We start from the raw sequence: 23,093 nt of genomic DNA on the forward strand, positions 1-23,093 counted from the left end.
GGCGGACCCGCCGCGATCCGGGCCCTGCAGCGGGGGCCGCGGCCAGGGGCATCCGGCTCCTGCGCCGCCGCGTTTGTGGCCCTGCGCAGGCTCATCACGACCCGCAACGGCGGGGAGAGCGCGCCCGGATCCGCGCGTGCCGGACCCGGCCGCTGCAGCCGAACGGCAGGCCAGGGATACCGCCAATGAAAAAGAGCGCCCGAAGGCGCCCTTGTCCAGGTGATGCGATTACGCTCAGCCGGCGAGGGTCTTGGCGACCTCGGCTGCGAAATCCTCTTTCTCTTTCTCGATGCCTTCGCCGACCGACATGCGGACGAAGCCCAGCACTTCCACGCCGGCCTCCTTGGCAGCCTGCTCGACGGTCAGGTCGGGGTTGATGACGAACTTCTGGCCCAGAAGCGTCACTTCCTCGAAGAACTTCGCCATCCGGCCCACGATCATCTTTTCGATCACGGCCTCGGGCTTGCCCGATTCACGGGCCTGCTCGGAGAGGACGGCCTTTTCCCGCTCGACCAGCGCCGGGTCCAGATCGGCCTCGGAAAGCGAGGCGGGGTTCGTTGCGGCGACATGCATGGCGATCTGCTTGCCGATGCCGTTGTCGGTGCCCTTCAGCGCAACCAGCACGCCGATCTTGCCCATGTTGTCGGCGGCGGCGTTGTGAACGTAGGACACCACCACATCACCTTCCAGCACCGCCATGCGGCGCAGGGTCATGTTCTCGCCGATCACGGCGATGGCTTCGTTCAGCACGGTTTCAACCGGCTTGCCGTTCAGCTCGGCGGCCTTCAGCGCGTCGATATCCGCCACGTTCAGCGCGGCATTGGTGAAGCTGGCGACCAGCTTCTGGAAATCGGCGTTCTTGGCGACGAAATCGGTTTCCGAGTTCAGTTCGACCGCGACACCCTTGCCACCCGAGACAGCCACGCCCACCAGACCTTCGGCGGCGGTGCGGCCGGATTTCTTGGCGGCCTTGGCCAGACCCTTGGTGCGCAGCCAGTCAACCGCAGCTTCCATGTCGCCGTCGGTTTCCGTCAGGGCCTTCTTCGCGTCCATCATGCCTGCGCCGGTGGTTTCGCGCAGTTCCTTCACCATCTGAGCGGTGATCGCCATTGGGCTTCTCCTCGAATTGAATGCATGGGGCGGGGAATCCCCGCCCTCTGACCGTCACAGGCGGAATATCTCCGCCATGTGACACGCGTCTGACAGCGGGCCTCAGGCCTCGGCGACGGCGTCTTCCGCGGGCGCCTCTTCCAGCGCGCCGAGATCGACACCGGCGGCGCCAAGCTGGGCCGACATGCCGTCAAGGGCTGCGCGCGAGATCAGGTCGCAGTACAGCGCGATCGCGCGGGCCGCGTCGTCATTGCCGGGGATGATGTAATCCACGCCCTTGGGCGAGCAGTTGGTGTCAACCACCGCCACGACCGGGATGCCAAGCTTCTGCGCTTCCAGGATGGCCAGATCTTCCTTGTTCACGTCGATGACGAACAGAAGGTCCGGCACGCCGCCCATTTCGCGGATCCCGCCAAGGCTGGCCTGCAGCTTGGCCTGCTCGCGCTCCATGCCCAGACGTTCCTTCTTGGTCAGGCCTTCGGCGCCCTGCGCCATCAGTTCGTCGATCTGCTTGAGCCGCGCGATCGACTGCGAAACGGTTTTCCAGTTGGTCAGCGTGCCACCCAGCCAGCGGTGGTTCATGTAGTACTGCGCGCATTTTTCCGCGGCTTCGGCGATCGGCTTCTGCGCCTGGCGCTTGGTGCCGACGAACAGGATCCGCCCGCCCTTGGCAACGGTTTCGCGCACGACGTTCAGCGCCGCATCCAGCATCGGGACGGTCTGCGTGAGGTCGAGGATGTGGATGCCGTTCCGCTCGCCATAGATGAACTCGGCCATGCGGGGGTTCCAGCGCTGCGTCTGGTGACCATAGTGAACGCCAGCTTCAAGAAGCTGACGCATCGAGAAATCGGGAAGCGCCATATCGTGTTCCTTTTCCGGTTTGCGCCTTGGCGGGGCATTTCAGGCTTTCGCCCAACCGGTGGACCATCCAGGATGTCTCCCTGAAAGGCCCGGCCCCGCCTGTGAAGTGCGCGCCCCTTAGCGCGTTTCGGACCCCCTGACAAGGGCCGATCGCCTGCCCGGCCCACTCCGCCCTTGCAGTGCGTCGCCCGGCACGGCAAGAGGGCGCAATGACGGCTGCACCTGACATCCTCTGTATCGGCTCGGTCCTGTGGGACATCATCGGTCGTTCGGCCGCGACCCTGCGGCTGGGCAGCGATGTGCCGGGGCGCATCACCCGCCTGCCCGGCGGCGTGGCCATGAACATCGCCATGACGCTGCGCCGGTTCGGCTTTACCCCGGCGCTCCTGACGGCGATGGGCCGCGATCCCGAGGGGCAGGAACTGCTGGCCGCCTGTGCGCGCATGGGCATGGTAACCGACCACATCTACCTGTCCGACGATCTGCCCACCGACCGCTACATGGCCGTCGAGGGGGCCAACGGGCTGATCGCGGCCATCGCCGATGCCCATTCGCTGGAAGCCGCCGGCGACAAGATCCTGCGGCCCCTGTCCGAGGGCCGGCTCGGCCCCTGGCGCGGCCCGGTGGCGCTGGACGGCAACCTGACCGAGGCGCTGCTGGCCGAGATCGCCCAAAGCCCGCTCTTTGCCGATGCGGATCTGCGCGTGGCGCCGGCCAGCCCGGGCAAGGCCGAACGGCTGACGCCGCTCTTGCACAGTCCGCGCGCAACGCTTTACGTGAACCTCGAAGAGGCAGGGCTTCTGTGCCTGACCCGGTTCGCCAGCGCCCCCGAGGCCGCGGGCGCCCTTGTCGCGCGCGGGGCGGCACGGGTTCTGGTCACCGACGGCGGCCGGGCCTGCGCCGACGGCGGGCCCGACGGCGTTCTGACCGCGATCCCGCCGCAGGTGCTTGTCACACGGGTGACGGGCGCGGGCGACACCTTCATGGCGGCGCATATCGCTGCCGAAACCGGCGGTGCCGACCGGGCCCAAGCGCTTGAACAGGCCCTGCGCGCTGCCGCCGACTATGTATCAGGAGATATCGGTTCATGAACGCCCCGCTTGTTTTCGCCCCCGAGGTCGAAGCCGCCCGCCGCAACGGCGCCGCCATCGTGGCGCTGGAATCCACGATCATCACCCATGGCATGCCCTATCCGCAGAATGTCGAGGCGGCCGCCCGGGTGGAACAGGTGGTCCGCGATGCGGGCGCGGTGCCGGCCACCATCGCCATCATGGGCGGGCGCATCCACATCGGGCTTGCGCCGGAGGAACTGCAGGCGCTGGGTCAGGCCGAGGGCGTGATGAAGCTCAGCCGGGCCGATCTTGGCGCCTGCCTTGCCCTTGGCCGCACCGGGGCGACCACGGTGGCCGCAACGATGATCTGCGCGCGCCTTGCCGGGATTGCCGTCTTTGCCACCGGCGGCATCGGGGGCGTGCATCGCGGCGCCGAGACGAGCTTCGACATCTCGGCCGATCTGCGCGAACTGTCGGAAACGCCGGTCAGTGTCATTGCGGCCGGCGCGAAGGCGATCCTTGACCTGCCCAAGACGCTGGAGGTCCTGGAAACGCTGGGCGTGCCGGTCATCACCTTCGCGCAGGAGGCCTTCCCGGCCTTCTGGTCGCGCGACTCGGGCCTGCCCTCGCCACTGCGGATGGACAGCGCCGACCAGATTGCCGCCGCGCATCTGATGCGCGCCCGGCTGGGGCTTCCCGGCGGACAGCTTGTGGCGAATCCCATCCCCGAAAACGCCGAGATCCCGCGCGAGCGGATGATCCCGGTGATCGAACAGGCCCTGGCCGAGGCCGAGGCGCAGCGCGTCGTCGCCAAGCAGGTCACCCCCTTCCTGCTGCAGCGGGTCTATGAAGGGACGGGGGGCGCCTCGCTGGCCGCCAATATCGCGCTGGTGGAACATAACGCCCGTCTTGCCGCGGCCGTCGCGCAGGCGATCGCGGCGCAGAAATAGCACGCTCCGCCGCGCCCCGGACGTTGCAATCGCCCCGAGGCAACCATACGTTTCCCGCGGCATGCCCCGCCCAGTTCCGAGAGCGCGATGACCGAACACGACCCCCTTCTGCCGCATCGACGCCGGACCCTGTTCGGCCGCCTGCGCGCCAGCTTCCTGACCGGCCTGGTCGTTGTTCTGCCCATCAGTCTGACGCTCTGGCTGATCTGGGCTGCGATCGGCTGGATCGACGGCTGGGTCTTGCCCTTCGTGCCCTCGGCCTATCGACCGCAGAATTATGTCGGCTGGGATATCCGCGGCCTGGGCGTGATCGTGTTTCTCGTGTTCACCACGCTGGTGGGCTGGATGGCCAAGGGGCTGATCGGGCGTTCGCTGATCGGCTGGGGCGAAAACCTGGTCGATCGCATGCCGATCGTGCGGTCCATCTACAACGGAATCAAGCAGATCGCCGAAACGATCTTTGCCCAGACCGAAACCACCTTCGACCGCGCCTGTCTGATCGAGTATCCCCGCAAGGGGCTTTGGGCGCTTGGCTTCGTCTCGACCCAGGCCAAGGGTGAAGTGGCCGCCAATATCCCGCGCGATCAGACGGTTCTGTCGGTCTTCCTGCCGACCACGCCGAACCCCACCTCGGGCTTTCTGCTGTTCGTGCCGGAAAGCGACGTGATCCTGCTGGACATGAAGGTGGAAGATGCGGCCAAGCTGGTGATCTCGGCCGGGCTGGTCTATCCGAATGGCAAGGACGTCGCCCGCCAGGCCACAGCCGCCCCCGAGGGCCGCCCGGCGGCCTGATCCGTCCCCGTCTCCGGCCGTTGCCGGCGGCCCATCCGGGGCCGTGCCCCGTCGCACCGGCGGTCGTCCGGGAACGGGCGGGCGCGGCTTGCCGGCCCGCAGCCGGCCGCCCGCATCGATCCTACGGCTCGTACCACCAGACTTCTGGCTGAAAGCCCAGCCAGTCGCCGTAAAGCGGCGGCCGGTCGGGATAGCGCAGTGCGCGGACATGGGCGATGCGCCCGACATTGGCATACCAGGTCGGGATCACGAAGCGCCCCGCCGTCAGCACCCGGTCCAGCGCCTGGGCGGTGGCGGTGAATTCCTCCTGCGAGGTGGTGGTCAGCAGGTTCTCGATCAGCGCGTCCACGACCGGATCCTTGACCCCCATCCAGTTGCGCGTCCCCGGCACATCCGCCGAGGCGCTGCCCCAATAGGCGATCTGCTCGGTGCCCGGGCTCAGCGACATCGAGCGCGCGAACCAGGTCATGTCGAAATCCAGATTGTTGGTGCGATCAGTATACTGGGCGCTGTCCACCATGGTCACGCGCAAGGTGATCCCCAGCCGCCGCAGCGCCTCGGCAAAGATCGCGGCGATGCTTTGCGCCTCGCTTGCCCCTTGCTGGAGCAACACCTCGATCGACAGCACATCGCCCGCCGCATTGCGCAGTTGTCCGTTCTCGACCGTCCAGCCGGCCTCGTCCAGAAGCTGGGTCGCACGGCGGATACCGCTGCGATTGGCCGCCTCGCCATTCGTTTCCGGCAGGGAATAGCCTTCAAGCACACCGGGCAGAAGCTGATCGGCATGGGGTTCCAGCAGGGCGCGCACCTGCCCCTCGGCCGGGCCATGATCCATGCCCAGCGGCGAGTTCGAGAAATAGGACGTGATCCGCGGCTCCGAGCCACCGTTCAGCGTGTTGTTGATGAATTCGAAGTTGAAGGCCTGAATCAGCGCCTCGCGCACGCGCCAGTCGTCGAAGGGCGCCCGGCGGGTGTTCATCACCAGCCCGGTGATCCCCGAGGGCCGCTGATGCGGAATCTCGGACCGCACCACCTCGCCGCTGCGCAGCGCCGGAAAATCATAGGCGCTGGCCCAGCGGCTGGCGTTCACCTCGCGGAACGAGGTGAGCACCCCGGCCTTGAACGCCTCGAACATCACCCCGGCATCGGCGAAAAAGTCGAACCGGATCTCGTCCAGATTATGCTGGCCGCGGTAGAAGGGCAGATCGGCCGCCCACCAGTCGGGGTTCTTGCGAAAGACGATGAAGCGGCCACGCTCGAACCGGTCCACGACATAGGGCCCCGACCCGATCGGCAGCGTGGTGCTGGCCTCGGCGAAATCGACGCCCTCCCACTGCGCCTTCCTGAGGATCGGCCGCAGCCCGAGGATCAGCGGCAATTCCCGGTCCGGTGCGGTGAAGGTGAAGCGCACACTGCGCGGGCCGCTCTGCTCGGCGCTGGCCACCTTGCGCCAGGCGGCGTGATAGACCGGGCTGCCCGAGGTGCCCAGCGTCTCGACCGACCAGAGCACATCCTCGACCGTGACGGGGCTTCCGTCCGAGAAGCGCGCGCCTTCGCGCAGGGTGAACTCGACGAAGCTGCGCGATTCGTCCGTCTCGACCGATTCGGCCAGAACGCCATAGAGCGCGAAGGGCTCGTCATAGTTTCGTCCCATCAACGACTCGACCGTATAGGTGCGGATCCCCCAGGGCGCACGGCCCTTGATGATGTAGGGATTGAGCGAGTCGAAGCCGGTATCATCGCCGAAAACGATCCGCCCGCCCTTCGGTGCATCGGGGTTCACATGGGGCAGATGCGCAAAATCCGGTGGGAGCGCGGGGTCGCCATACATAGCTATGCCATGCCGAGGCTCGGCAAGGGCCGGCGCCGCGACCAGCGCCAGCGCCAGAACGCCTCCCCGCAGCAGAGGTAGAATTGCCTGCATCATCTGCCTTGTGTCCTTTGTCCCAGGGCCTTCGACTGGCGCGACGCTACCTGCGCTTTGCCGCATTTTCAAACTTTTAGCTTGGCCCCCGGCAGAGAAGGGCTTATACATAGGGCACTGCTCGATAGGTTTCTTGCCTGTATGAAACCTGCCTCAATAACTTGCGCCCGCTTTCCAGCGGGCGTTTTTTTTACCTCGCCCGCATGACGCTTCGCTTTATTTTGCAGGTGCAGCATGTAAGCTGTCCCGGCAGTGAGAGGAGCTTTTCATGACGCTTTCCGGCAAGACCGCGATCATCACCGGATCCAATTCGGGCATCGGCCTTGGAGTGGCCGAAGAACTGGCCCGTGCCGGGGCAGATATCATCCTCAACTCCTTCACCGACCGCGACGAGGATCACGCCCTTGCCGCGCGGCTTGGCGCCGCTCACGGGGTGCGTGCGCGCTATATCGCCGCCGACATGGCCGACGGCGCCGCCTGCCGGCGGCTGATCGACACGGCCGGGCGCTGTGATATCCTTGTGAACAATGCCGGCATCCAGCATGTGGCGGGGATCGACGAATTCCCGGTCGAGAAATGGGATGCGGTGCTGGCCATCAACCTCAGCTCGGTCTTTCACACCACCGCGGCCGCCCTGCCAATGATGCGCGCGGCAGGCTGGGGGCGGGTCATCAACATCGCCTCGGCGCACGGGCTGACCGCCTCGCCCTACAAGTCGGCCTATGTCGCGGCCAAGCATGGCGTGGTGGGGCTCAGCAAGGTCACCGCGCTGGAAACCGCGCAGGAGCCGATCACCTGCAACGCGATCTGCCCGGGCTATGTGCTGACGCCGCTGGTCGAGGCGCAGATCCCCGACCAGATGAAGAAACACGGGATGGACCGCGAGACGGTGATCCGCGAGGTGATGCTGGAGCGCCAGCCGTCGCGCCAATTCGCGACGACCGGCCAGATCGGCGGGACGGTGGTGTTTCTCTGCTCGCCCGCCGCCGATCAGATCACCGGCACGACGATCAGCATCGACGGCGGCTGGACGGCCTTGTGATGCGCGCGCCGGTGCGGATCAATCTGGCATTGCAGGGGGGCGGCGCGCATGGCGCCTATACCTGGGGCGTGCTCGACCGGCTGCTCGAGGAGGACTGGATCGAGATCGCGGGGATCTCGGGCACATCGGCGGGGGCGCTGAACGGGGCGGCGCTCAAGGCCGGGCTCAGCGCCGGCGGCCGGACGGCTGCGCGCGAAACGCTGGAATGGCTCTGGCTGCAGATCGGCGCGGTGGGCGACATGCGCCTGGCGGGCTGGATGTCCTCGGCCCTGCCTGCTGCCGGGCCCCTGACACGGATGGCGGAAGGCTATGTGGCGCTGTCTCCGGTGGACATGATGACGCGGCTGTTCAGCCCCTATGCCTATGGTCCGCTTTACCGCAATCCGCTGGAGCGGGTGGTGCGGCGCTTCCGCTTCAGCGAAGTCTGTGCCGAAACCGGGCCACGGCTGTTCATCTCGGCCACGAATGTACGCACCGGCAAGATCCGGGTGTTTTCGGGCGGCGAGATCTCGACCGAGGTGATCCTCGCCTCGGCCTGCCTGCCGACGCTGTTTCAGGCGGTCGAGTTCGAGGATCCCGCCACGGGCGAAAGCGAAGCCTTCTGGGACGGCGGCTATTCCGGCAATCCTGCCCTGTTCCCGCTGTTCGACGCCGCACTTCCCGATGATGTGGTGGTGGTGAACATCAACCCGCTGCGCCGTGACAGCGTGCCCACCAGCCCCCAGGACATTCTCAACCGGATCAACGAGATCAGCTTCAATTCTTCCCTGTTGCGTGAACTCCGCTCGATCGCCTTCGTGAAGGAACTCATCGCCGGCGGCCGGGTCGAACGGGGGGTGATGAAGGATGTGCTGCTGCACATGATCGCCGATGACGCGCTGATGAACGATCTGTCCTCGGGCACCAAGCTTGTGCCCTCGCCCATCCTGCTGCACCGGCTGAAAGAGGCCGGTCGCAAGGCTGCCGATCTGTTCCTGGCAAACCACCGCGATGATCTGGGGCGGCGCAGCACCGTGGATCTGGAAACGCTGCTGTGAGACCCGCGCCGGGGCGTCAGACGGCGCCGGATGCCCGCATTCCCTCGGATGGCACTGCAGTCCGGACGCTGCCGCATCGCGTCGTCGTGCCACAGACGCGCCGGCGCGCCTGACCTGACGGCGACGCAGCCCCGGAATCCGATCGTGATCGCCTTGGGCGGACGCTGCCGATCTGGCAAGGTGACGATCCGGATCCCGGGCGGGGCGCGCCTTGCCAGGCGCAGGCAAGACGGCTTCGCAGCCCAATCTCCGGAACACCCGCCCCTCGGACAGCCCCACCCACGCCCATGACCTTTCCCCGTCGGCGCCCGCGCCCGGATGCGCAGAGGTGCCAAGGGCGCCCCGGGGCAGGCGCGCCACCGCGCCGGGCAAAAGGCGCCCGTGCCGCTCGGCCCCACCAGGAACAGACGCCCGGGGCAAGCGCCCCGCAGGCCAAGGCAGATGGCGGTTCAGCGGCAGGACAGCGCGCCCCGGCGCCGCTTCCGGCATAGCGAGAGGAGCCAGGCCGGCCGAACCCGCGGGCCAGCCCGAGGCGGCGCCGGACGGTCCCAGGCTCCGCTTCCGCTTCGGCACGGCAGCTTGGACAACGCCGGTTGGCCCGGGCCGCAGAGGGGCTGAACCCCGGCGCGGCCTGTCCCTGCGGGCGCGTTCCGCCTGCGCGTCCTCGCGGCTCAGTCGTCGCCCTGGGCCTCCGAGCGGCTCTTGCCGGCCACGTCCAGCGCCAGCGTCGCAGCCATGAAGCGGTCCAGATCGCCGTCAAGAACGCCCTGCGTATCGGATGTCTCGACCCCGGTGCGCAGATCCTTCACCATCTGGTAGGGCTGCAGCACATAGGAACGGATCTGGTTGCCCCAGCCGGCATCGCCCTTGTTTTCGTGCTGCTCCTGGATCTTTTCGGTGCGCCGGCGCAGCTCCATCTCGTAAAGCCGCGACTTGAGCGCCGCCATCGCGTTGGCGCGGTTCTGGTGCTGCGATTTCTCGGAACTCGTCACCACGATCCCGGTGGGAATGTGGGTGATCCGCACGGCGGAATCGGTGGTGTTCACGTGCTGACCGCCCGCCCCCGACGACCGGTAGGTATCCACGCGGATCTCGTTCGGCGGGATCTCGATCTCGATATTCTCGTCCACGACCGGATAGACCCAGACCGAGCTGAACGAGGTGTGGCGCCGCGCCGCGCTGTCATAGGGCGAGATGCGCACCAGTCGGTGCACGCCGCTTTCCGATTTCAGCCAGCCATAGGCGTTCGGCCCGGTGATCTTGTAGGCGGCGGAACGGATGCCGGCCTCTTCGCCCGAGGTTTCGGACATCAGCTCGACCTTGTAGCCCTTCTTCTCGGCCCAGCGGACATACATCCGCGCCAGCATCGCGGCCCAGTCGCAGCTTTCGGTGCCGCCGGCGCCGGCGTTGATCTCGAGGAAGGTGTCGTTGCCATCCGCCTCGCCGTTCAGAAGCGCCTCGACCTCCTTCTCGGCCGCCCGCGCCGCAAGGCTGCGCAGGGCCGCCTCGGCTTCGGTCACGACTTCGGTATCGCCCTCGGCCTCGCCCAGTTCGATCAGGTCGATGTTGTCGGTCAGGTCCTGGCGGATGCCGTTATAGGTATCCAGCGCGTCCATCAGCATCTGACGGTCGCGCATCAGCTTCTGCGCCTTGGCCGGATCGTTCCAGAGATCGGGATCCTCGATCATGGCGTTGAACTCCTCCAGCCGGTGGCTGGCGGTTTCCACATCCAGGCGCTGCCCCAGAAGGCTCAGCGATTTGCGGATCGTCTCGACAAGGTTCTGTGCCTCGGCACGCATCGCGGCTCTCTCTTTCGTTCGTCGCAGGGGTGATAGCGCGCGGGGCGCCGCCCGGCAAGGTCAGTAGAGCCCGCCCGAACTGAGCGTGCCGAAATCGGAACGTTCGGGGATCACCACATTGCGCCCGGTCGAGGTGGTCACCTCGGTTCCGCCGCCCTCGGCATTGTCGGTTTCACCGCGGGCGAACAGCGGCAGGTTCTGGCCCATGGCAAAGCCGCCATCCACGACCACCGCGGCGCCGATGAAGGGTTCGGCGCCTTCGCGGAAGTATTCGGCCACAACATTGTCGCCGGTTGCATCATCAGAGAGGCGCGCGCCGGTAAAACGGTCGATCTTGACGAAATAGCCGCCCGGGGGCACGGCGAAACGGGTGCCGCCGTATTTCTTGACCGCCTCGGTCATGAAGCTCTGGAACACCGGGCCGCACATGCTGGACCCATAGGCGCCCTGCCCCAGGCTGCGCGGCTGGTCATAGCCGATGTAGCAACCCGCAACGATGTTCGAGGAATAGCCGATGAACCACACATCCTTGGCATCGTTGGTCGTGCCCGTCTTGCCGGCGATCGGCACCGGCACATTGATGCCACGGCCCGTGCCGCGGGTCATCACGCCCTCCATCATCGAGGTGAGCTGATAGGCCGTCACCGGGTCCATCACCCGTTCGCGCGACGACAGGATCTCAGGCGCACGGCCCTGCGGCAGGTGCGCGCTGCTGCAATCGGCGCATTGGCGCTGGTCATGGCGATAGATCGTGCGGCCCCAGCGGTCCTGCACCCGGTCCACCAGCGTCGGCTCGACCCGTTCGCCGCCATTGGCGAACATGGCATAGGCGGCCACCATCTTGAACAGGGTGGTTTCCTGGCTGCCAAGCGCGTTGGACAGGAAGGTCTGCATGGGGGAATAGACGCCGAACCGTTCGGCATAATCGGCCACGGTTTCCATGCCGATTTCCTGCGCCATCCGGATGGTCATCAGGTTGCGCGACTGTTCGATCCCGGTGCGCACCGGCGTCGGCCCATAGAACTGGTTGGTGGAGTTGCGCGGCCGCCACAGGCCCTGCGGCGTGTTCACCTCGATCGGCGCATCGACGACGATCGTGGCCGGGGTATAGCCGCGGTCAAGGGCTGCGGCATAGACGAAGGGCTTGAAGGCCGAACCCGGCTGCCGCTGTGCCTGCGTCGCACGGTTGAACACCGACTGCTGGTAGGAAAAGCCGCCCTGCATGGCGATCACGCGACCGGTGTTGACATCCATCGCCATGAAGGCGCCCTGCACTTCCGGCACCTGGCGCAGCGACCAGCGGCGGAAGCCGCCATCGTCGCCCGTGACCGCGCGCACCAGCACCACATCGCCCACCGACACCAGATCGCCCGGCACGGTCGCCCGCGGCCCAAGCCGCCCGTCGGCCTGCCGCTTGCGCGCCCAGGTGACATCCTCGGCCGGGATGAAATGGCCCTCGTCGGTTTCCTCGACACCTTCGATGCCGATGCGTGCGCGGTTGCCCTCGGTCGAGAGCACCACGGCCGCATGCCAGCCTTCGATGTCGCGCGACACGGGCGTATTGGCAAGTGCGGCGCGCCAGGCGTCCTCGGTTTCCAGGTGCTCGGGCTCGATCACCTGCCGGGTGCCGCGCCAGACGCCCTGATTGCGGTCGTAGCGTTCCAACCCGTCGCGCAGCGCCTTGGCGGCAACTGTCTGCAGATCGGGATCGACGGTCGCCTTGATGGTCAGCCCCCCGCCGAAGAACTCCTGCTCGCCGAAGGTGCCGGACAGCTGACGCCGGATCTCGTCGCTGAAATAGTCGCGCGGCGGAAGGCTGTCGCGGAAGGCGGGGAAATCGCCGTTCTGCACGGTCAGAAGCGGTGCGGCCACGGCGCGGTCATGCTGGTCGCGGTCGATATAGCCGTTCTCCAGCATCTGCCCCAGCACATAGTTGCGCCGCGCGATCACGCGGTCGCGGTTGCGGACGGGGTGAAAGTTCGACGGCTGCGTCGGCAGGCCGGCCAGGAAGGCGACCTCCTCGAGGCTCAGCTGCGACAGGGTCTTGTTGAAATAGGTTTGCGAGGCGGCGGCCACACCATAGGAATTCTGGCCGAGGAAGATCTCGTTCAGATAGATCTCGAGGATCTTGTCCTTGGGCAGTGTCTCCTCGAACCGGGCGGCGAGGATGATTTCCTTCACCTTCCGCTCGGCCGAGCGTGATCCGTCCAGAAGGAAGTTCTTCATCACCTGCTGGGTGATGGTCGATGCGCCGCGCAGGGTTTCACCCCGGGTCTGCACCGCTTCCCAGATCGCCGCGCCAATGCCGCGCACGTCATAGCCGCTGTGGGTGTAGAAATTCTTGTCTTCGGCCGAGATGAAGGCCTGACGCACGATTTCCGGGATTTCCTCGATCGGCAGGAAGATCCGGCGTTCCTGCGCGAATTCGTCCATCAACTCGCCCTCGCCCGAATAGATCCGGCTGATGGTCGGGGGCGTATACTGGGCCAGCTGTTCGTGGCTGGGAAGGTCGCGGCTGTAGATCCACAGCACCCCGCCGATGGCAACCGCGGCGAAGAACAGGCCGATGGTCAGCCAGCTGAAGATCGCCCCCAGGAAGGACAGGATGAAACGTATCACGGAATACCCCCGATGGTGATGGCGCCTATATAGACTCATGGCCGCCAGGGGTCAAAGCCGCACCACCGCAGGATGCGCCATTTCCTGCCCGGTTCCGGTCACGATTTCGAAGGCGCGCCGTCCCGGCCGCTCAGCGCCGCAAAAGCCCCGCCTGTGCGGCATCCGCCGCAGCCCAGCCCTTGAGTGCCTGAACGATCCCGTCGGCGGTCTGGGCGCGCCAGCTCGGGCTGCGCAGCCGGGCCAGATCCTCGTCATTGGACATGAAGCCCAGTTCGATCAGGACCGAGGGGATATCGGGCGATCGCAGCACGGAAAAGCCCGCATGCAGCCGCGGCCGCTTGTGCATGGGGCCGGCCCGCGCCGCGATGCCCGCCACCAGCGCATCGGCCAGCGCCTCGCTGCGCGGCTGGGTTTCCGTCCGCGCCAGCGACATCAGCACATCGGCCACCAGATCGTCATGGCCGCTCAGATCCACGCCCGCCAGAAGGTCGTCGCGGTCGTGACGTTCCGCCAATGCCGCCGAGGCGCTGTCCGAAGCCTCGTCCGACAGGGTATAGATCGTGGCGCCGGTCGCATCCCCGTCGGCAAGCGCATCGGCGTGCAGCGACAGGAACACATCCGCCCCCGCCGCCCGGGCAATGCTGGCGCGGGCTTCGAGGGGCACAAAGGCGTCTTCGTCCCGGGTCAGCACAACGCGAAAGCCGCCGGCGCGCAGCAGATATTCCTTCAGCTCGCGCGCAAAGGTCAGCATCAGGTCGGCCTCGCGCAGCCCGCCGCGTTCGGCGCCCGGGTCGATGCCGCCGTGACCGGGATCAAGCACCACCACCAGCGGCCCCTCGCCGCGCTGACGCGGGCGGGCAAGGCCCTCGATCGGCGCGCGGGGCGGCAGGTCCCACAGCACTTCCTCGGCGGGGCGGGCGCGGGCGGCAAATTCCGGCGGGCTGATCGGCGCAAGCGTCAGGCGCAACAGCGCAAGCCCGCTGCCTTCATCCCGGCGCAGCCCCGCGCCGGTCACGCCATAAGGGCCATCGAGTTCGATCACCAGCCGCGACCAACCTGGTCCGATCGCGCCGAACCGCAGATCGCGCACGCCGCGCCGCACATCGGCCAGCAGCGCCTCGCGCGACAGGCCGTCCCAGGTCACCCCCTGAAAATCGACGACGATCCGCGGCGGATCGTTCAGGGTGACGATCTTGTAGGGCACCGGCTGCGACAGGGCGAGCGTCAGGACCACGCCCCGGCGCCCGGTTTCCAGCACCGTCTGCGCAGGTTCGACCCGCGCGCGGCCCGAAAAACCCTCGGCCGCCACCGGCTGGGGCGCCAACTGGATCAGAAGCGCAGCCAGAACCACGCTCAGGAAAGGTCTCAGACCGCTCATCGCCTCGCTCCTCGGCCTCTGTCGGGCCTTTGGCCGCAGGATAGCGCGAAGCCGCCGCCGCGAAAAGCCCCGCCGGACGTGGGAACGGCACCGCCCGGCATGGCGCCCTGGGACGGCAGATGACGGTCAGGCCTTGCCGCGCACCGCCATGAAATCCGCAAGCCGGCGCAGACCCTCGGCAATGTCCCCGGTCCCGCGGGCGTAGGAAAACCGCAAGGTCTGGTGGCCGCGCACCGGGTCGAAATCCAGCCCCGGCGTCACGGCCACGCCCGCCCCCGAAAGGATTTCCGCCGCAAGCGCGCGGCTGTCCTCGGTCAGTTCGGACACATCCGCGTAGATGTAGAAGGCTCCATCCGGCGGGGCGATCCGGGTAAACCCGGCACGCGGCAGGCCTTCCAGCATCAGGCGGCGGTTTTCGGCATAGACGGCGCAGTTGGCGTCCAGCTCTTCCGTGCAGTCAAGCGCCGCCAGCGCGGCGATCTGGCTGGCATGGGAAGGGCAGATGAACATGTTCTGCGCCAGCCGTTCGACGGTGCGAACATGATCCTCGGGCACCACCATCCAGCCGATCCGCCAGCCGGTCATCGAGAAATACTTGGAGAACGAATTGATGACGTAAAGGTCGTCGCTGATTTCCAGCGCGCTGACCGCGCGGCCCTGATACTGCAGCCCGTGATAGATTTCATCCGAGATGAAGCTGATGCCCCGTTCCGCGCAATGGCCGACAAGCGCCGCCAGCGCCGCATGGTCCAGCATTGTGCCCGAGGGATTTCCGGGCGAGGCGACGATCAGACCGTCCAGCCCTTCGGGCAGGTCCGCGGGCACCGGTTGCAGGCGGTTGGCCTCGGCCGTCGGAATGCCCACCGGGCACAACGACAGCGCCTTCAGGATCTGACGGTACGAAGGATACCCGGGCTCGCCCAGGCCCACACGCGCCCCCGCATCGAACAGCGCCGTGAACGCCAGCAGAAAGGCCGAGGACGACCCCGAGGTCACCACCACCCGCGCCGGATCAAGGCTGATCCCATACCAGCGCCCGTAAAGCGCCGCGATCCCTGCGCGCAGTTCCGGCAAGCCAAGCGCAACGGTATAGCCCAGCGGGCCGGCCTCCATCTGCCGGGCAAGGGCTGCGCGGGCCCCGGCGGGCGCCGGCGTTCCGGGCTGGCCCACCTCCATATGGATGATGTGACGCCCTGCGGCCTCGGCGCGGCGGGCCGCTTCCATCACGTCCATCACGATGAAGGGATCAACCGTTCCCCGGCTTGATATGCGCATGCCTGCCCTCCTATGCTGCGGCCCGGTCATCGCAGCGGGGGCCGGCAAGGTCAATGGCACCCGCCACCGACCGAGGTCGCGCCGGGCGCATGGCCCTTGCCCCCGCGCCCGGTTATCGCGATGCTGCGCGCAATGAAAACGGAGACTGACATGACTTCCAGCCGCCTGACGCTTGGCCTTGCAAGCGGGCTTGTAGCCGGCCTTGCCCTTGCCGCCCCCGCCGATGCCTTCGACATCGGCGCCATGAGCGCCCCCGAACGCGAGGCCTTCGGCGAAGCGGTGCGCAGCTATCTGATGGAAAACCCCGAGGTGCTGGTCGAGGCGATCACCGTGCTGGAACAGCGCCAGTTCGCGCAGGCCGCAGAGAACGATGGCGCGCTGATCGCCATGAACCGGGACGCGATCCTCGACGATGGCCATTCCTGGGTGGGCGGCAACCTCGAGGGCGATGTGACCCTGGTCGAATTCGTGGATTACCGCTGCGGCTTCTGCCGCCGTGCCCATCCCGAGGTCGAGGCGCTGATCGCGCAGGACGGCAACATCCGGCTGATCCTCAAGGAATTCCCGATCCTGGGCGAACAGTCCACCCTGGCGTCGCGCTTTGCCGTTGCGGTGCAGCAGCAGGCGGGCGACGACAGCTACAAGGCCGCACATGACGCGCTGATGGAGCTGCGCGGCGACGTGACGATCCCGACGCTCGAACGGCTTGCCGGAGAGCTGGGCCTCGACGCGCCCGCGGTGATCGCCCATATGAACGCCGAGTCGGTCAGCGAGGTGCTGCGCGCCAATCACCAGCTTGCCGAGCGCCTGCGCATCAGCGGCACCCCGACCTTCATCCTGGAAGACCAGATGCTGCGCGGCTACCTGCCGCTTGAGGGGATGCAGGAGATGGTCGCAGCCGTGCGCGACAACTGACCGGGATCGCGCACAGATGCCCGGAAAAGGGCACCGACCGGGCGTCGGTGCCGCATCGGACATGACCTTCATGCCCAAGACTTACGGTCAGAGGCGCAGTATCGTGATGACGCGCTGCCAGCCCGGGCCCTGCCGCCCGGTTCTGGCACCATGGCCCCATGCCGGCGGCGCGGGGTTGGGCAGGATGCTGATCCGCTGCACCACCCTCGCCGCGACTGCTGCGCCCTGATATCCGCCGCTGGCTACCCTACCCACACAGTCTCCAATGAGAGGCATCGCGCGCGCCTCGGCACAGATCCGCCCTGCCCTCCGCGCTTCGCACGGTCGGCGCGCGTTGCACGACCCTTCCCCGTGCGACGTTCATCCCCTCGCGTTTCACGGATTTCCTGACGCTCAGATGGATCGCGAACGTGTCGCAAGAGCCGACGGTGTTCTCATCGGCGCTTTGGTCAAGATGCTGGGGTCCGGACAGGTGAGGTCGCCGGGGCAATTGCGCGTAACGACTTCCGCAACCGCAACGCCCCGGCGACGCGACAGTCAATCGCCCTGTTCGCGGGCGCCGTCACTCGGACGCGTCTCCCTGCCCGCACCTTCACAAGAAACCTTTTATGCCGCCCCGGCCCCCTTATTCGCCGTGTAAGGACATGGGTCCCGGCGCAGAGTGTCCGACGAAGATCAGCGGGCAGCGACCGAGGCTGGCACATCAGGCTCCGCTTCCGCATCTGCGGCAGCTTCTGCGGCCTCGATCTCCTGCGCCTTCTTCTCGACCAGATCGACGATATGGTCGATCATCGCCTCGTTCGACATCTTGTGGCTTTGCCTGCCGGCCAGATAGACCATCCCCGCGCCTGCCCCGCCACCGGTGAAGCCGATATCGGTCATCAGCGCCTCGCCAGGACCGTTCACGACGCAGCCGATGATCGACAGGCTCATCGAGGTGGTGACATGGGCCAGACGGTCTTCCAGCGCGGAAACCGTCTTGATCACGTCGAAGCCCTGACGCGCGCAGGAGGGGCAGGAAATGATCGTGACGCCGCGGTGACGCAGGCCCAGCGATTTCAGGATCTCATAGCCCACCTTGACCTCTTCGACCGGATCGGCCGAGAGGCTGACGCGGATCGTGTCGCCGATCCCCATCCACAACAGGTTCCCCAGGCCGATCGCCGACTTGACGGTTCCCGAAACCAGTCCGCCGGCCTCGGTGATGCCCAGATGGATCGGTGCATCCGTCGCCTCGGCAAGTTGCTGATAGGCGGCGGCGGCAAGGAACACGTCGCTCGCCTTCACGCTGATCTTGTATTCGTGGAAATCATTGTCCTGCAGGATGCGGATATGGTCGAGCCCGCTTTCGACCATCGCCTCGGGGCACGGCTCGCCGTATTTCTCCAGCAGATGCCGTTCAAGACTGCCCGCGTTCACGCCGATCCGGATCGAGCAGCCGTGGTCCTTTGCCGCGCGGATCACCTCGCGCACGCGGTCGGGGCTGCCGATATTGCCCGGGTTGATGCGCAGGCAGGCGGCGCCGGCCTCGGCCGCCTCGATCGCGCGGCGATAATGGAAATGGATGTCGGCCACGATCGGCACCGGGCTTTCGGCCACGATCTCGCGCAGGGCGCGGGTGCTGGATTCATCCGGGGTGGAAACCCGGACGATATCCGCGCCCGCCACCGCACAGCGCTGGATCTGCTCGATCGTCGCCTTGACATCGCTGGTGTCGGTGTTCGTCATCGTCTGCACCGAGATCGGCGCATCCCCGCCCACGGCGACCTTTCCGACATGGATCTGCCGCGAGGGGCGGCGATGGATGTTGCGCCAGGGGCGGACGTGATTGAGCGACATGGGGCTGCCTTCGCAAGACTTGGGGCTGCCCCTCAGATAGCGCAGACGGGGCGTCATCACAACTCACCCCGCCGTGTGGCTTCGCTCAGTTCGCGGAAACGGCCTCGGCCACGGCGATGAACCGGGCAAGCTCCGGGTCGGCCTCGACATCGGCCAGGGCGAAGCGTTCGGTCAGCGCCTCGGGCGACAGCACGACATTGCGCGCCACATTCGCCCCGGGGGCGGCCGGGCCATAGGTTTCGCCATTGACCGCAAAGAAGACCGAGCCCGAGTTCCCGGCCCGCAGCACCGGCGGCTCTTCCATCGCCGGGACGACATAGCGTTCGCCGGCGTCAAGGATACGCTCCAGCAGGATCGTGCCATCGGCCGCCTGAACCCGCACCCAGGCCGGACGGATGGCCAGAATGGCCAGTTCCGGCGGGGCCTCTTCGACCACGCGCACCAGTTCGGGTTCGGGTTCGTCCAGAACCGCGGCAAGCTGTTCCGGCTCGGTCGTGCGCCGCGGATCGATGGCCGCGATCGGCCCGTCGCGCGCCACCAGCACCGGAACATCCAGCGCCTGCGGGCGATAGAGCCGGTCCAGCGCATCCGGATTGGGCAGAACCAGATCGGCCTGCTGCTCGAGCCCCTCGGACGGGCGGGTGAGTGCATCCAGCGGGTCGAGTTCGGCCACCACACCCGGCGTCTGTTCAACCGGAGTCAGCCGGACGCGCTGCACCTCTTGCAGGACGGACCAGCCGCCATAGCCGATCACGCCGATCAGGCCCAGCAGCACCAGAACCGAACCGACAGCCCCGGGCTGCACGCCACTCAGCAACCGTTCGCCACTGGGCACGAAGGGCGCGCGCGGGTTCATCAGCGGATCGGCGTCGCGCGTCGCCGCCTTGCGCGCCAGGGGTGGCCGCGGGCTGGCGGCCTTGGGCGACATGCCATGCGCCACGGTGAAATTCGCCTCGGCGCAGAATTTCTGATAGGCCCATTCCGGATCCATGCCCAGGTAACGGGCATAGGAGCGCACATAGCCGGCCACGAAACCCGGGGTTGCAAAGGCGCCGATATCGCAATTCTCGATCGCCGCGATATGGGTGGCCTTGATCTTGAGGTCGCGCTGCACATCCAGAAGCGATTTGCCAAGGGTCGCACGCTCGCCCCGCATGAGGTCGCCAAGCCGCAGATCGAAGTCGTCAAAGCCCTTCGGCTTCTCCTCTTCCGCTGCGGGAGGTTCCACCTTCCACCGGATCATGCGCCTGCCCCATTCCTTGCACGTTATCCGCGAGTGCGCCCAGAATCGGACGGCTCCCCGCATCTTGCGACATGGTTAGCATAGCCCAAGGTGCTTTGCACCTGTGAGATGAATCATGCAGACAATTCGGCGCGATTTAGCGCACAATGCGACCAAAGACCGTCCATCGCGCGCACCAGCCTGTCCATCATCGGCCCGTCGTGCACCGGCGAGGGCGTGAAGCGCAGCCGCTCGGTGCCGCGAGGCACGGTGGGGAAGTTGATCGGCTGCACATAGATGCCGTAATCCTCCAGCAGCCGGTCCGAAAGCATCTTGCACTTGACCGGATTGCCGACATGGACCGGAACGATATGCGACCCGTGGTCGATGATCGGCAGGCCCAGCCCGCGCAGGCGCATCTTGAGCACACGTGCCCGTTGCTGATGCAGATCGCGCAGGCCCTGATCGGTCTTGAGATGCCGGACCGAGGCCGCCGCCCCGGCTGCAACCGCCGGTGGCAGCGAGGTGGTGAAGATGAAGCCCGGCGCGTAGGAGCGGATCGCGTCCACCATCTTCGCGCTGGCAGCGATGTAGCCGCCGAACACGCCATAGGCCTTTGCAAGCGTCCCGTTGATGATGTCGATCCGGTGCATCAGACCGTCGCGTTCGGCCACGCCCGCACCGCGGGGGCCATACATGCCGACGGCGTGCACCTCGTCGATATAGGTGAGCGCGCCGAATTCATCGGCCAGATCGCAGATCTCGCGGATCGGGCCGAAATCGCCGTCCATCGAATAGATCGATTCAAAGGCGATGACGATCGGGCGTCCGGGCGTTATCGAGGACAGGATCTCGCGCAGATGCGCCACGTCATTGTGGCGGAAGATGTGCTTTTCGCAGCGGCCGCGGCGGATGCCCTGGATCATCGAGGCGTGGTTCAGCTCGTCCGAGATGATCACGAGGTCGGGAAACAGCAGTGGCAGCGTCGAGAGCGTTGCGTCATTGGCGATATAGGCCGAGGTAAAGACCAGCGCCGCCTCCTTGCCGTGCAGATCGGCCAGCTCGGCCTCCAGCTCCTTGTGATAGAGCGTCGTCCCCGAGATGTTGCGCGTCCCGCCCGAACCGGCGCCCGTCGCATCCACGGCGCGATGCATGGCCTCAAGCACCACCGGATGCTGGCCCATGCCCAGATAATCGTTGCCGCACCACACGGTGATCTCTTTCTCCGTCCCGTCGGGCCGACGCCAGATGGCATGGGGAAAGGCGCCATTGCGCCGTTCGATGTCGATGAAGGTCCGGTAACGGCCCTCCTCGTGAAGCCGGTTCAGCGCGGTGTCGAGTGCGTGGGCGTAGTCCAAGTGAAGTCTCCCTGGCCGATTGCTGGGTGCAGACGTAGCCTGCGCTCAGAGGGTGCTGGGGCAGATGAGCCGTTCTGTTGCATTCCTGCCTTGATATGGGTCAAATACGACGAAGCAAAGCCGGAAAATGACCTTTGTCTGCCGCCATGCCGCAAAACCCCCGGTTTTCCACTGCGGCATGTCGTCCCGGCCGCGCACGAAAGGCCCGGCCTGCGGGCCGGCGCGTCCTGGCCCGCCATCCTCCCCGGGATCCGATCGGGCGGCTTCGGCGGCCGTGGCCGCACCGCTCGGCCGCCTCGTCTCCTGGCACTTCGGCGCGGTCCGGGCGGGGAGTCCGGCGCAGCGCTCCACCCGCGGCCCCGCCCTCTGGACAGCAGGGGCAAGGCTGGTAGGCTGCCCCGGAACGATCGAAGGACCCGACCATGACCACTTCTTCCCGGCTCGATCCGGTGCTTGCCCGCATCGACGATACCCTGCCCCAGGCGACCGAGCGTCTTCTGGCGCTGCTGCGCATCCCCTCGATCTCGACCGACCCGGCCTATCGCGCCGAATGCGACCGCGCGGCGGACTGGTTGGTCGAGGATCTGCGCGGCATCGGCTTCGAAGCCGCAAAACGCCCGACCCCGGGCCATCCGATGGTGACCGGCCACGCCGGGGGCGCAGGGCCGCACATCCTGTTCTATGGCCATTACGACGTGCAACCGGTTGATCCGCTTGACCTCTGGGAGCGTGACCCGTTCGATCCGCAGGTCGAGGATACGCCGAAGGGCCGGGTGATCCGTGGCCGCGGCGCCTCGGACGACAAGGGGCAGCTCATGACCTTTGTCGAGGCCTGCCGCGCCTGGAAGGCCGTGCATGGCACCCTGCCCGCCCGCATCAGCCTGTTCTTCGAGGGAGAGGAGGAATCCGGGTCCCCCAGCCTTGTGCCCTTCATGCGCGAGAATGCCGAGGAACTGCGGGCCGATGTGGCGCTGATCTGCGACACGGGCCTGTTCGGGGACAGCACCCCGGCGATCGTCACCATGCTGCGCGGGCTTCTGGGCGAAGAGATCACCATCACCGGCCCGTCGAAGGATCTGCATTCCGGCATGTATGGCGGCATCGCGATGAACCCGATCCGGGTGCTGGCGCGCATCATCGCCGCGCTGCATGACGATCAGGGCCGTGTCACCATCCCGGGGTTCTATGACGGCGTGCCCGAACTGCCGGCGGATGTGGCGGCGCAATGGCAGGGGCTGAACTTCGATGCGCAGGGTTTTCTGGGCGAAGTGGGCCTGGGCCAGCCGGCCGGCGAGACCGACCGCAGCCCGCTCGAGATGATCTGGTCGCGCCCGACCTGCGAGGTCAACGGGATCACCGGCGGCTATACCGGCGCAGGGTTCAAGACGGTGCTTCCCGCGAAGGCCAGCGCCAAGATCAGCTTCCGCCTGGTCGGCCAGCAGGATCCGCTGAAGATCCGCGAGAGCTTCCGCAAGATGGTGCGCGACATGCTGCCCCCCGATTGCGAGGTCAGCTTCGCCGACCATTCGGCCTCGGCGGCAAGCCAGATGGAAACCAGCCACCCGGCCTTCGAGGCGGCCCGCATCGCGCTGTCCGACGAATGGCCGAACCCCGCAGCCTATGTCGGATGCGGCGGCTCGATCCCGATTGCGGGCCACTTCAAGACGTTGCTGGGCATGGACGCGATGCTGATCGGCTTTGGCAAGGACGACGACCAGATCCATTCCCCCAACGAGAAATATGATCTGGAGAGCTTCCACAAGGGCATCCGCAGCTGGGCGCGCGTGCTGGATGCGCTGTCGCGCTGATCCGGCGTGATCTGGCCCCGGGTCCGGCGGGTCAGATCACCACAGCCTTACCGGCAGCGCCGGCGCGGCCGCAACCGGTGAACGGTGGCCGCTCGGCGCCACCCTCCTGCGG

Annotated in this window: 17 protein-coding genes; 7 read left to right on the forward strand and 10 right to left on the reverse strand. The window is 66.8% G+C overall.

The window, feature by feature from the left end:
• Positions 1 to 234 precede the first annotated feature (234 nt).
• Together tsf and rpsB are read right to left on the reverse strand one after the other, a co-directional pair.
• Positions 235 to 1,110, reverse strand: a complete 876-nt coding sequence (gene tsf, locus ACFQXB_RS12135; RefSeq protein WP_377403941.1) for a translation elongation factor Ts — start codon at positions 1,108 to 1,110, stop codon at positions 235 to 237.
• 102 nt (positions 1,111 to 1,212) lie between these two features.
• Positions 1,213 to 1,971: a 30S ribosomal protein S2 gene (rpsB, locus tag ACFQXB_RS12140; RefSeq protein ID WP_377403944.1), complete on the reverse strand. Its 759-nt coding sequence runs from the start codon at positions 1,969 to 1,971 to the stop codon at positions 1,213 to 1,215.
• A gap of 209 nt (positions 1,972 to 2,180) precedes the next feature.
• On the opposite strand from rpsB, the gene ACFQXB_RS12145 reads away from it, so the two are divergent.
• From ACFQXB_RS12145 to ACFQXB_RS12155, 3 genes are all read left to right on the forward strand, one after another.
• Positions 2,181 to 3,062: a PfkB family carbohydrate kinase gene (locus ACFQXB_RS12145; RefSeq protein WP_377403947.1), complete on the forward strand. Its 882-nt coding sequence runs from the start codon at positions 2,181 to 2,183 to the stop codon at positions 3,060 to 3,062.
• Positions 3,059 to 3,973, forward strand: coding sequence for a pseudouridine-5'-phosphate glycosidase (locus ACFQXB_RS12150; RefSeq protein WP_377403949.1), 915 nt, complete (start codon positions 3,059 to 3,061; stop codon positions 3,971 to 3,973). The genes ACFQXB_RS12145 and ACFQXB_RS12150 overlap by 4 nt, the downstream gene beginning before the upstream one ends.
• An 87-nt stretch (positions 3,974 to 4,060) precedes the next feature.
• Positions 4,061 to 4,765 carry a DUF502 domain-containing protein gene (locus ACFQXB_RS12155; RefSeq protein WP_377403952.1) on the forward strand — a complete coding sequence of 235 codons (705 nt, stop codon included), beginning with the start codon at positions 4,061 to 4,063 and terminating at the stop codon, positions 4,763 to 4,765.
• Positions 4,766 to 4,886: 121 nt separating this feature from the next.
• On the opposite strand, the gene ACFQXB_RS12160 is transcribed toward ACFQXB_RS12155, so the two are convergent.
• Entirely contained in the window at positions 4,887 to 6,692 is a 1,806-nt protein-coding gene (locus ACFQXB_RS12160; RefSeq protein ID WP_377403955.1) for an extracellular solute-binding protein, read from the reverse strand.
• Positions 6,693 to 6,957: 265 nt separating this feature from the next.
• Between ACFQXB_RS12160 and ACFQXB_RS12165 the strand changes: the two genes are divergently transcribed.
• Complete coding sequence (locus ACFQXB_RS12165) at positions 6,958 to 7,731, forward strand: 3-hydroxybutyrate dehydrogenase (RefSeq protein WP_377403958.1); 774 nt, start codon at positions 6,958 to 6,960, stop codon at positions 7,729 to 7,731.
• On the forward strand, positions 7,731 to 8,768 hold the full coding sequence (locus tag ACFQXB_RS12170; RefSeq protein WP_377403961.1) for a patatin-like phospholipase family protein: 1,038 nt from the start codon (positions 7,731 to 7,733) through the stop codon (positions 8,766 to 8,768). The genes ACFQXB_RS12165 and ACFQXB_RS12170 overlap by 1 nt, the downstream gene beginning before the upstream one ends.
• A 671-nt stretch (positions 8,769 to 9,439) precedes the next feature.
• On the opposite strand, the gene prfB is transcribed toward ACFQXB_RS12170, so the two are convergent.
• The 4 genes from prfB to ACFQXB_RS12190 form a co-directional block, all read right to left on the reverse strand.
• On the reverse strand, positions 9,440 to 10,567 hold the full coding sequence (gene prfB, locus ACFQXB_RS12175; protein WP_377403963.1) for a peptide chain release factor 2: 1,128 nt from the start codon (positions 10,565 to 10,567) through the stop codon (positions 9,440 to 9,442).
• A 60-nt stretch (positions 10,568 to 10,627) separates the two neighbouring features.
• Positions 10,628 to 13,186 carry a penicillin-binding protein 1A gene (locus ACFQXB_RS12180; protein WP_377403966.1) on the reverse strand — a complete coding sequence of 853 codons (2,559 nt, stop codon included), beginning with the start codon at positions 13,184 to 13,186 and terminating at the stop codon, positions 10,628 to 10,630.
• Between the two features lie 130 nt (positions 13,187 to 13,316).
• Positions 13,317 to 14,564, reverse strand: a complete 1,248-nt coding sequence (locus ACFQXB_RS12185; protein WP_377403969.1) for an N-acetylmuramoyl-L-alanine amidase — start codon at positions 14,562 to 14,564, stop codon at positions 13,317 to 13,319.
• 126 nt (positions 14,565 to 14,690) lie between these two features.
• On the reverse strand, positions 14,691 to 15,839 hold the full coding sequence (locus ACFQXB_RS12190; RefSeq protein WP_377403972.1) for a pyridoxal phosphate-dependent aminotransferase: 1,149 nt from the start codon (positions 15,837 to 15,839) through the stop codon (positions 14,691 to 14,693).
• A gap of 150 nt (positions 15,840 to 15,989) precedes the next feature.
• Here ACFQXB_RS12190 and ACFQXB_RS12195 point away from each other — a divergent pair, with 150 nt between their 5' ends.
• Complete coding sequence (locus ACFQXB_RS12195) at positions 15,990 to 16,754, forward strand: DsbA family protein (RefSeq protein WP_377403975.1); 765 nt, start codon at positions 15,990 to 15,992, stop codon at positions 16,752 to 16,754.
• 675 nt (positions 16,755 to 17,429) lie between these two features.
• Here ACFQXB_RS12195 and ispG read toward each other — a convergent pair.
• From ispG to hemA, 3 genes are all read right to left on the reverse strand, one after another.
• Positions 17,430 to 18,593 carry a flavodoxin-dependent (E)-4-hydroxy-3-methylbut-2-enyl-diphosphate synthase gene (ispG, locus tag ACFQXB_RS12200; protein WP_377404587.1) on the reverse strand — a complete coding sequence of 388 codons (1,164 nt, stop codon included), beginning with the start codon at positions 18,591 to 18,593 and terminating at the stop codon, positions 17,430 to 17,432.
• A gap of 85 nt (positions 18,594 to 18,678) precedes the next feature.
• On the reverse strand, positions 18,679 to 19,836 hold the full coding sequence (locus ACFQXB_RS12205; RefSeq protein WP_377403978.1) for a helix-turn-helix domain-containing protein: 1,158 nt from the start codon (positions 19,834 to 19,836) through the stop codon (positions 18,679 to 18,681).
• A 113-nt stretch (positions 19,837 to 19,949) separates the two neighbouring features.
• Positions 19,950 to 21,173 carry a 5-aminolevulinate synthase gene (gene hemA, locus ACFQXB_RS12210; protein ID WP_377403981.1) on the reverse strand — a complete coding sequence of 408 codons (1,224 nt, stop codon included), beginning with the start codon at positions 21,171 to 21,173 and terminating at the stop codon, positions 19,950 to 19,952.
• 422 nt (positions 21,174 to 21,595) lie between these two features.
• Between hemA and ACFQXB_RS12215 the strand changes: the two genes are divergently transcribed.
• Entirely contained in the window at positions 21,596 to 22,981 is a 1,386-nt protein-coding gene (locus tag ACFQXB_RS12215; RefSeq protein ID WP_377403984.1) for a M20/M25/M40 family metallo-hydrolase, read from the forward strand.
• The last annotated feature ends 112 nt before the right edge of the window (positions 22,982 to 23,093 follow it).

The sequence above is a fragment of the Halodurantibacterium daqingense genome, from assembly GCF_042666235.1.
GTDB lineage: Bacteria > Pseudomonadota > Alphaproteobacteria > Rhodobacterales > Rhodobacteraceae > Halodurantibacterium > Halodurantibacterium daqingensis.

What these genes read in the sequence shown, in the direction of transcription:
- tsf (WP_377403941.1), bottom strand. Translation starts at nt 1,110, where the DNA reads ATGGCGATCACCGCTCAGATGGTGAAGGAACTGCGCGAAACCACCGGC.
- ACFQXB_RS12170 (WP_377403961.1), top strand. Translation starts at nt 7,731, where the DNA reads ATGCGCGCGCCGGTGCGGATCAATCTGGCATTGCAGGGGGGCGGCGCG.
- ACFQXB_RS12155 (WP_377403952.1), top strand. Translation starts at nt 4,061, where the DNA reads ATGACCGAACACGACCCCCTTCTGCCGCATCGACGCCGGACCCTGTTC.
- rpsB (WP_377403944.1), bottom strand. Translation starts at nt 1,971, where the DNA reads ATGGCGCTTCCCGATTTCTCGATGCGTCAGCTTCTTGAAGCTGGCGTT.
- ACFQXB_RS12145 (WP_377403947.1), top strand. Translation starts at nt 2,181, where the DNA reads ATGACGGCTGCACCTGACATCCTCTGTATCGGCTCGGTCCTGTGGGAC.
- ACFQXB_RS12205 (WP_377403978.1), bottom strand. Translation starts at nt 19,836, where the DNA reads ATGATCCGGTGGAAGGTGGAACCTCCCGCAGCGGAAGAGGAGAAGCCG.
- ACFQXB_RS12160 (WP_377403955.1), bottom strand. Translation starts at nt 6,692, where the DNA reads ATGATGCAGGCAATTCTACCTCTGCTGCGGGGAGGCGTTCTGGCGCTG.
- prfB (WP_377403963.1), bottom strand. Translation starts at nt 10,567, where the DNA reads ATGCGTGCCGAGGCACAGAACCTTGTCGAGACGATCCGCAAATCGCTG.
- ACFQXB_RS12215 (WP_377403984.1), top strand. Translation starts at nt 21,596, where the DNA reads ATGACCACTTCTTCCCGGCTCGATCCGGTGCTTGCCCGCATCGACGAT.
- ACFQXB_RS12190 (WP_377403972.1), bottom strand. Translation starts at nt 15,839, where the DNA reads ATGCGCATATCAAGCCGGGGAACGGTTGATCCCTTCATCGTGATGGAC.
- ispG (WP_377404587.1), bottom strand. Translation starts at nt 18,593, where the DNA reads ATGTCGCTCAATCACGTCCGCCCCTGGCGCAACATCCATCGCCGCCCC.
- ACFQXB_RS12165 (WP_377403958.1), top strand. Translation starts at nt 6,958, where the DNA reads ATGACGCTTTCCGGCAAGACCGCGATCATCACCGGATCCAATTCGGGC.
- ACFQXB_RS12150 (WP_377403949.1), top strand. Translation starts at nt 3,059, where the DNA reads ATGAACGCCCCGCTTGTTTTCGCCCCCGAGGTCGAAGCCGCCCGCCGC.
- ACFQXB_RS12185 (WP_377403969.1), bottom strand. Translation starts at nt 14,564, where the DNA reads ATGAGCGGTCTGAGACCTTTCCTGAGCGTGGTTCTGGCTGCGCTTCTG.
- ACFQXB_RS12195 (WP_377403975.1), top strand. Translation starts at nt 15,990, where the DNA reads ATGACTTCCAGCCGCCTGACGCTTGGCCTTGCAAGCGGGCTTGTAGCC.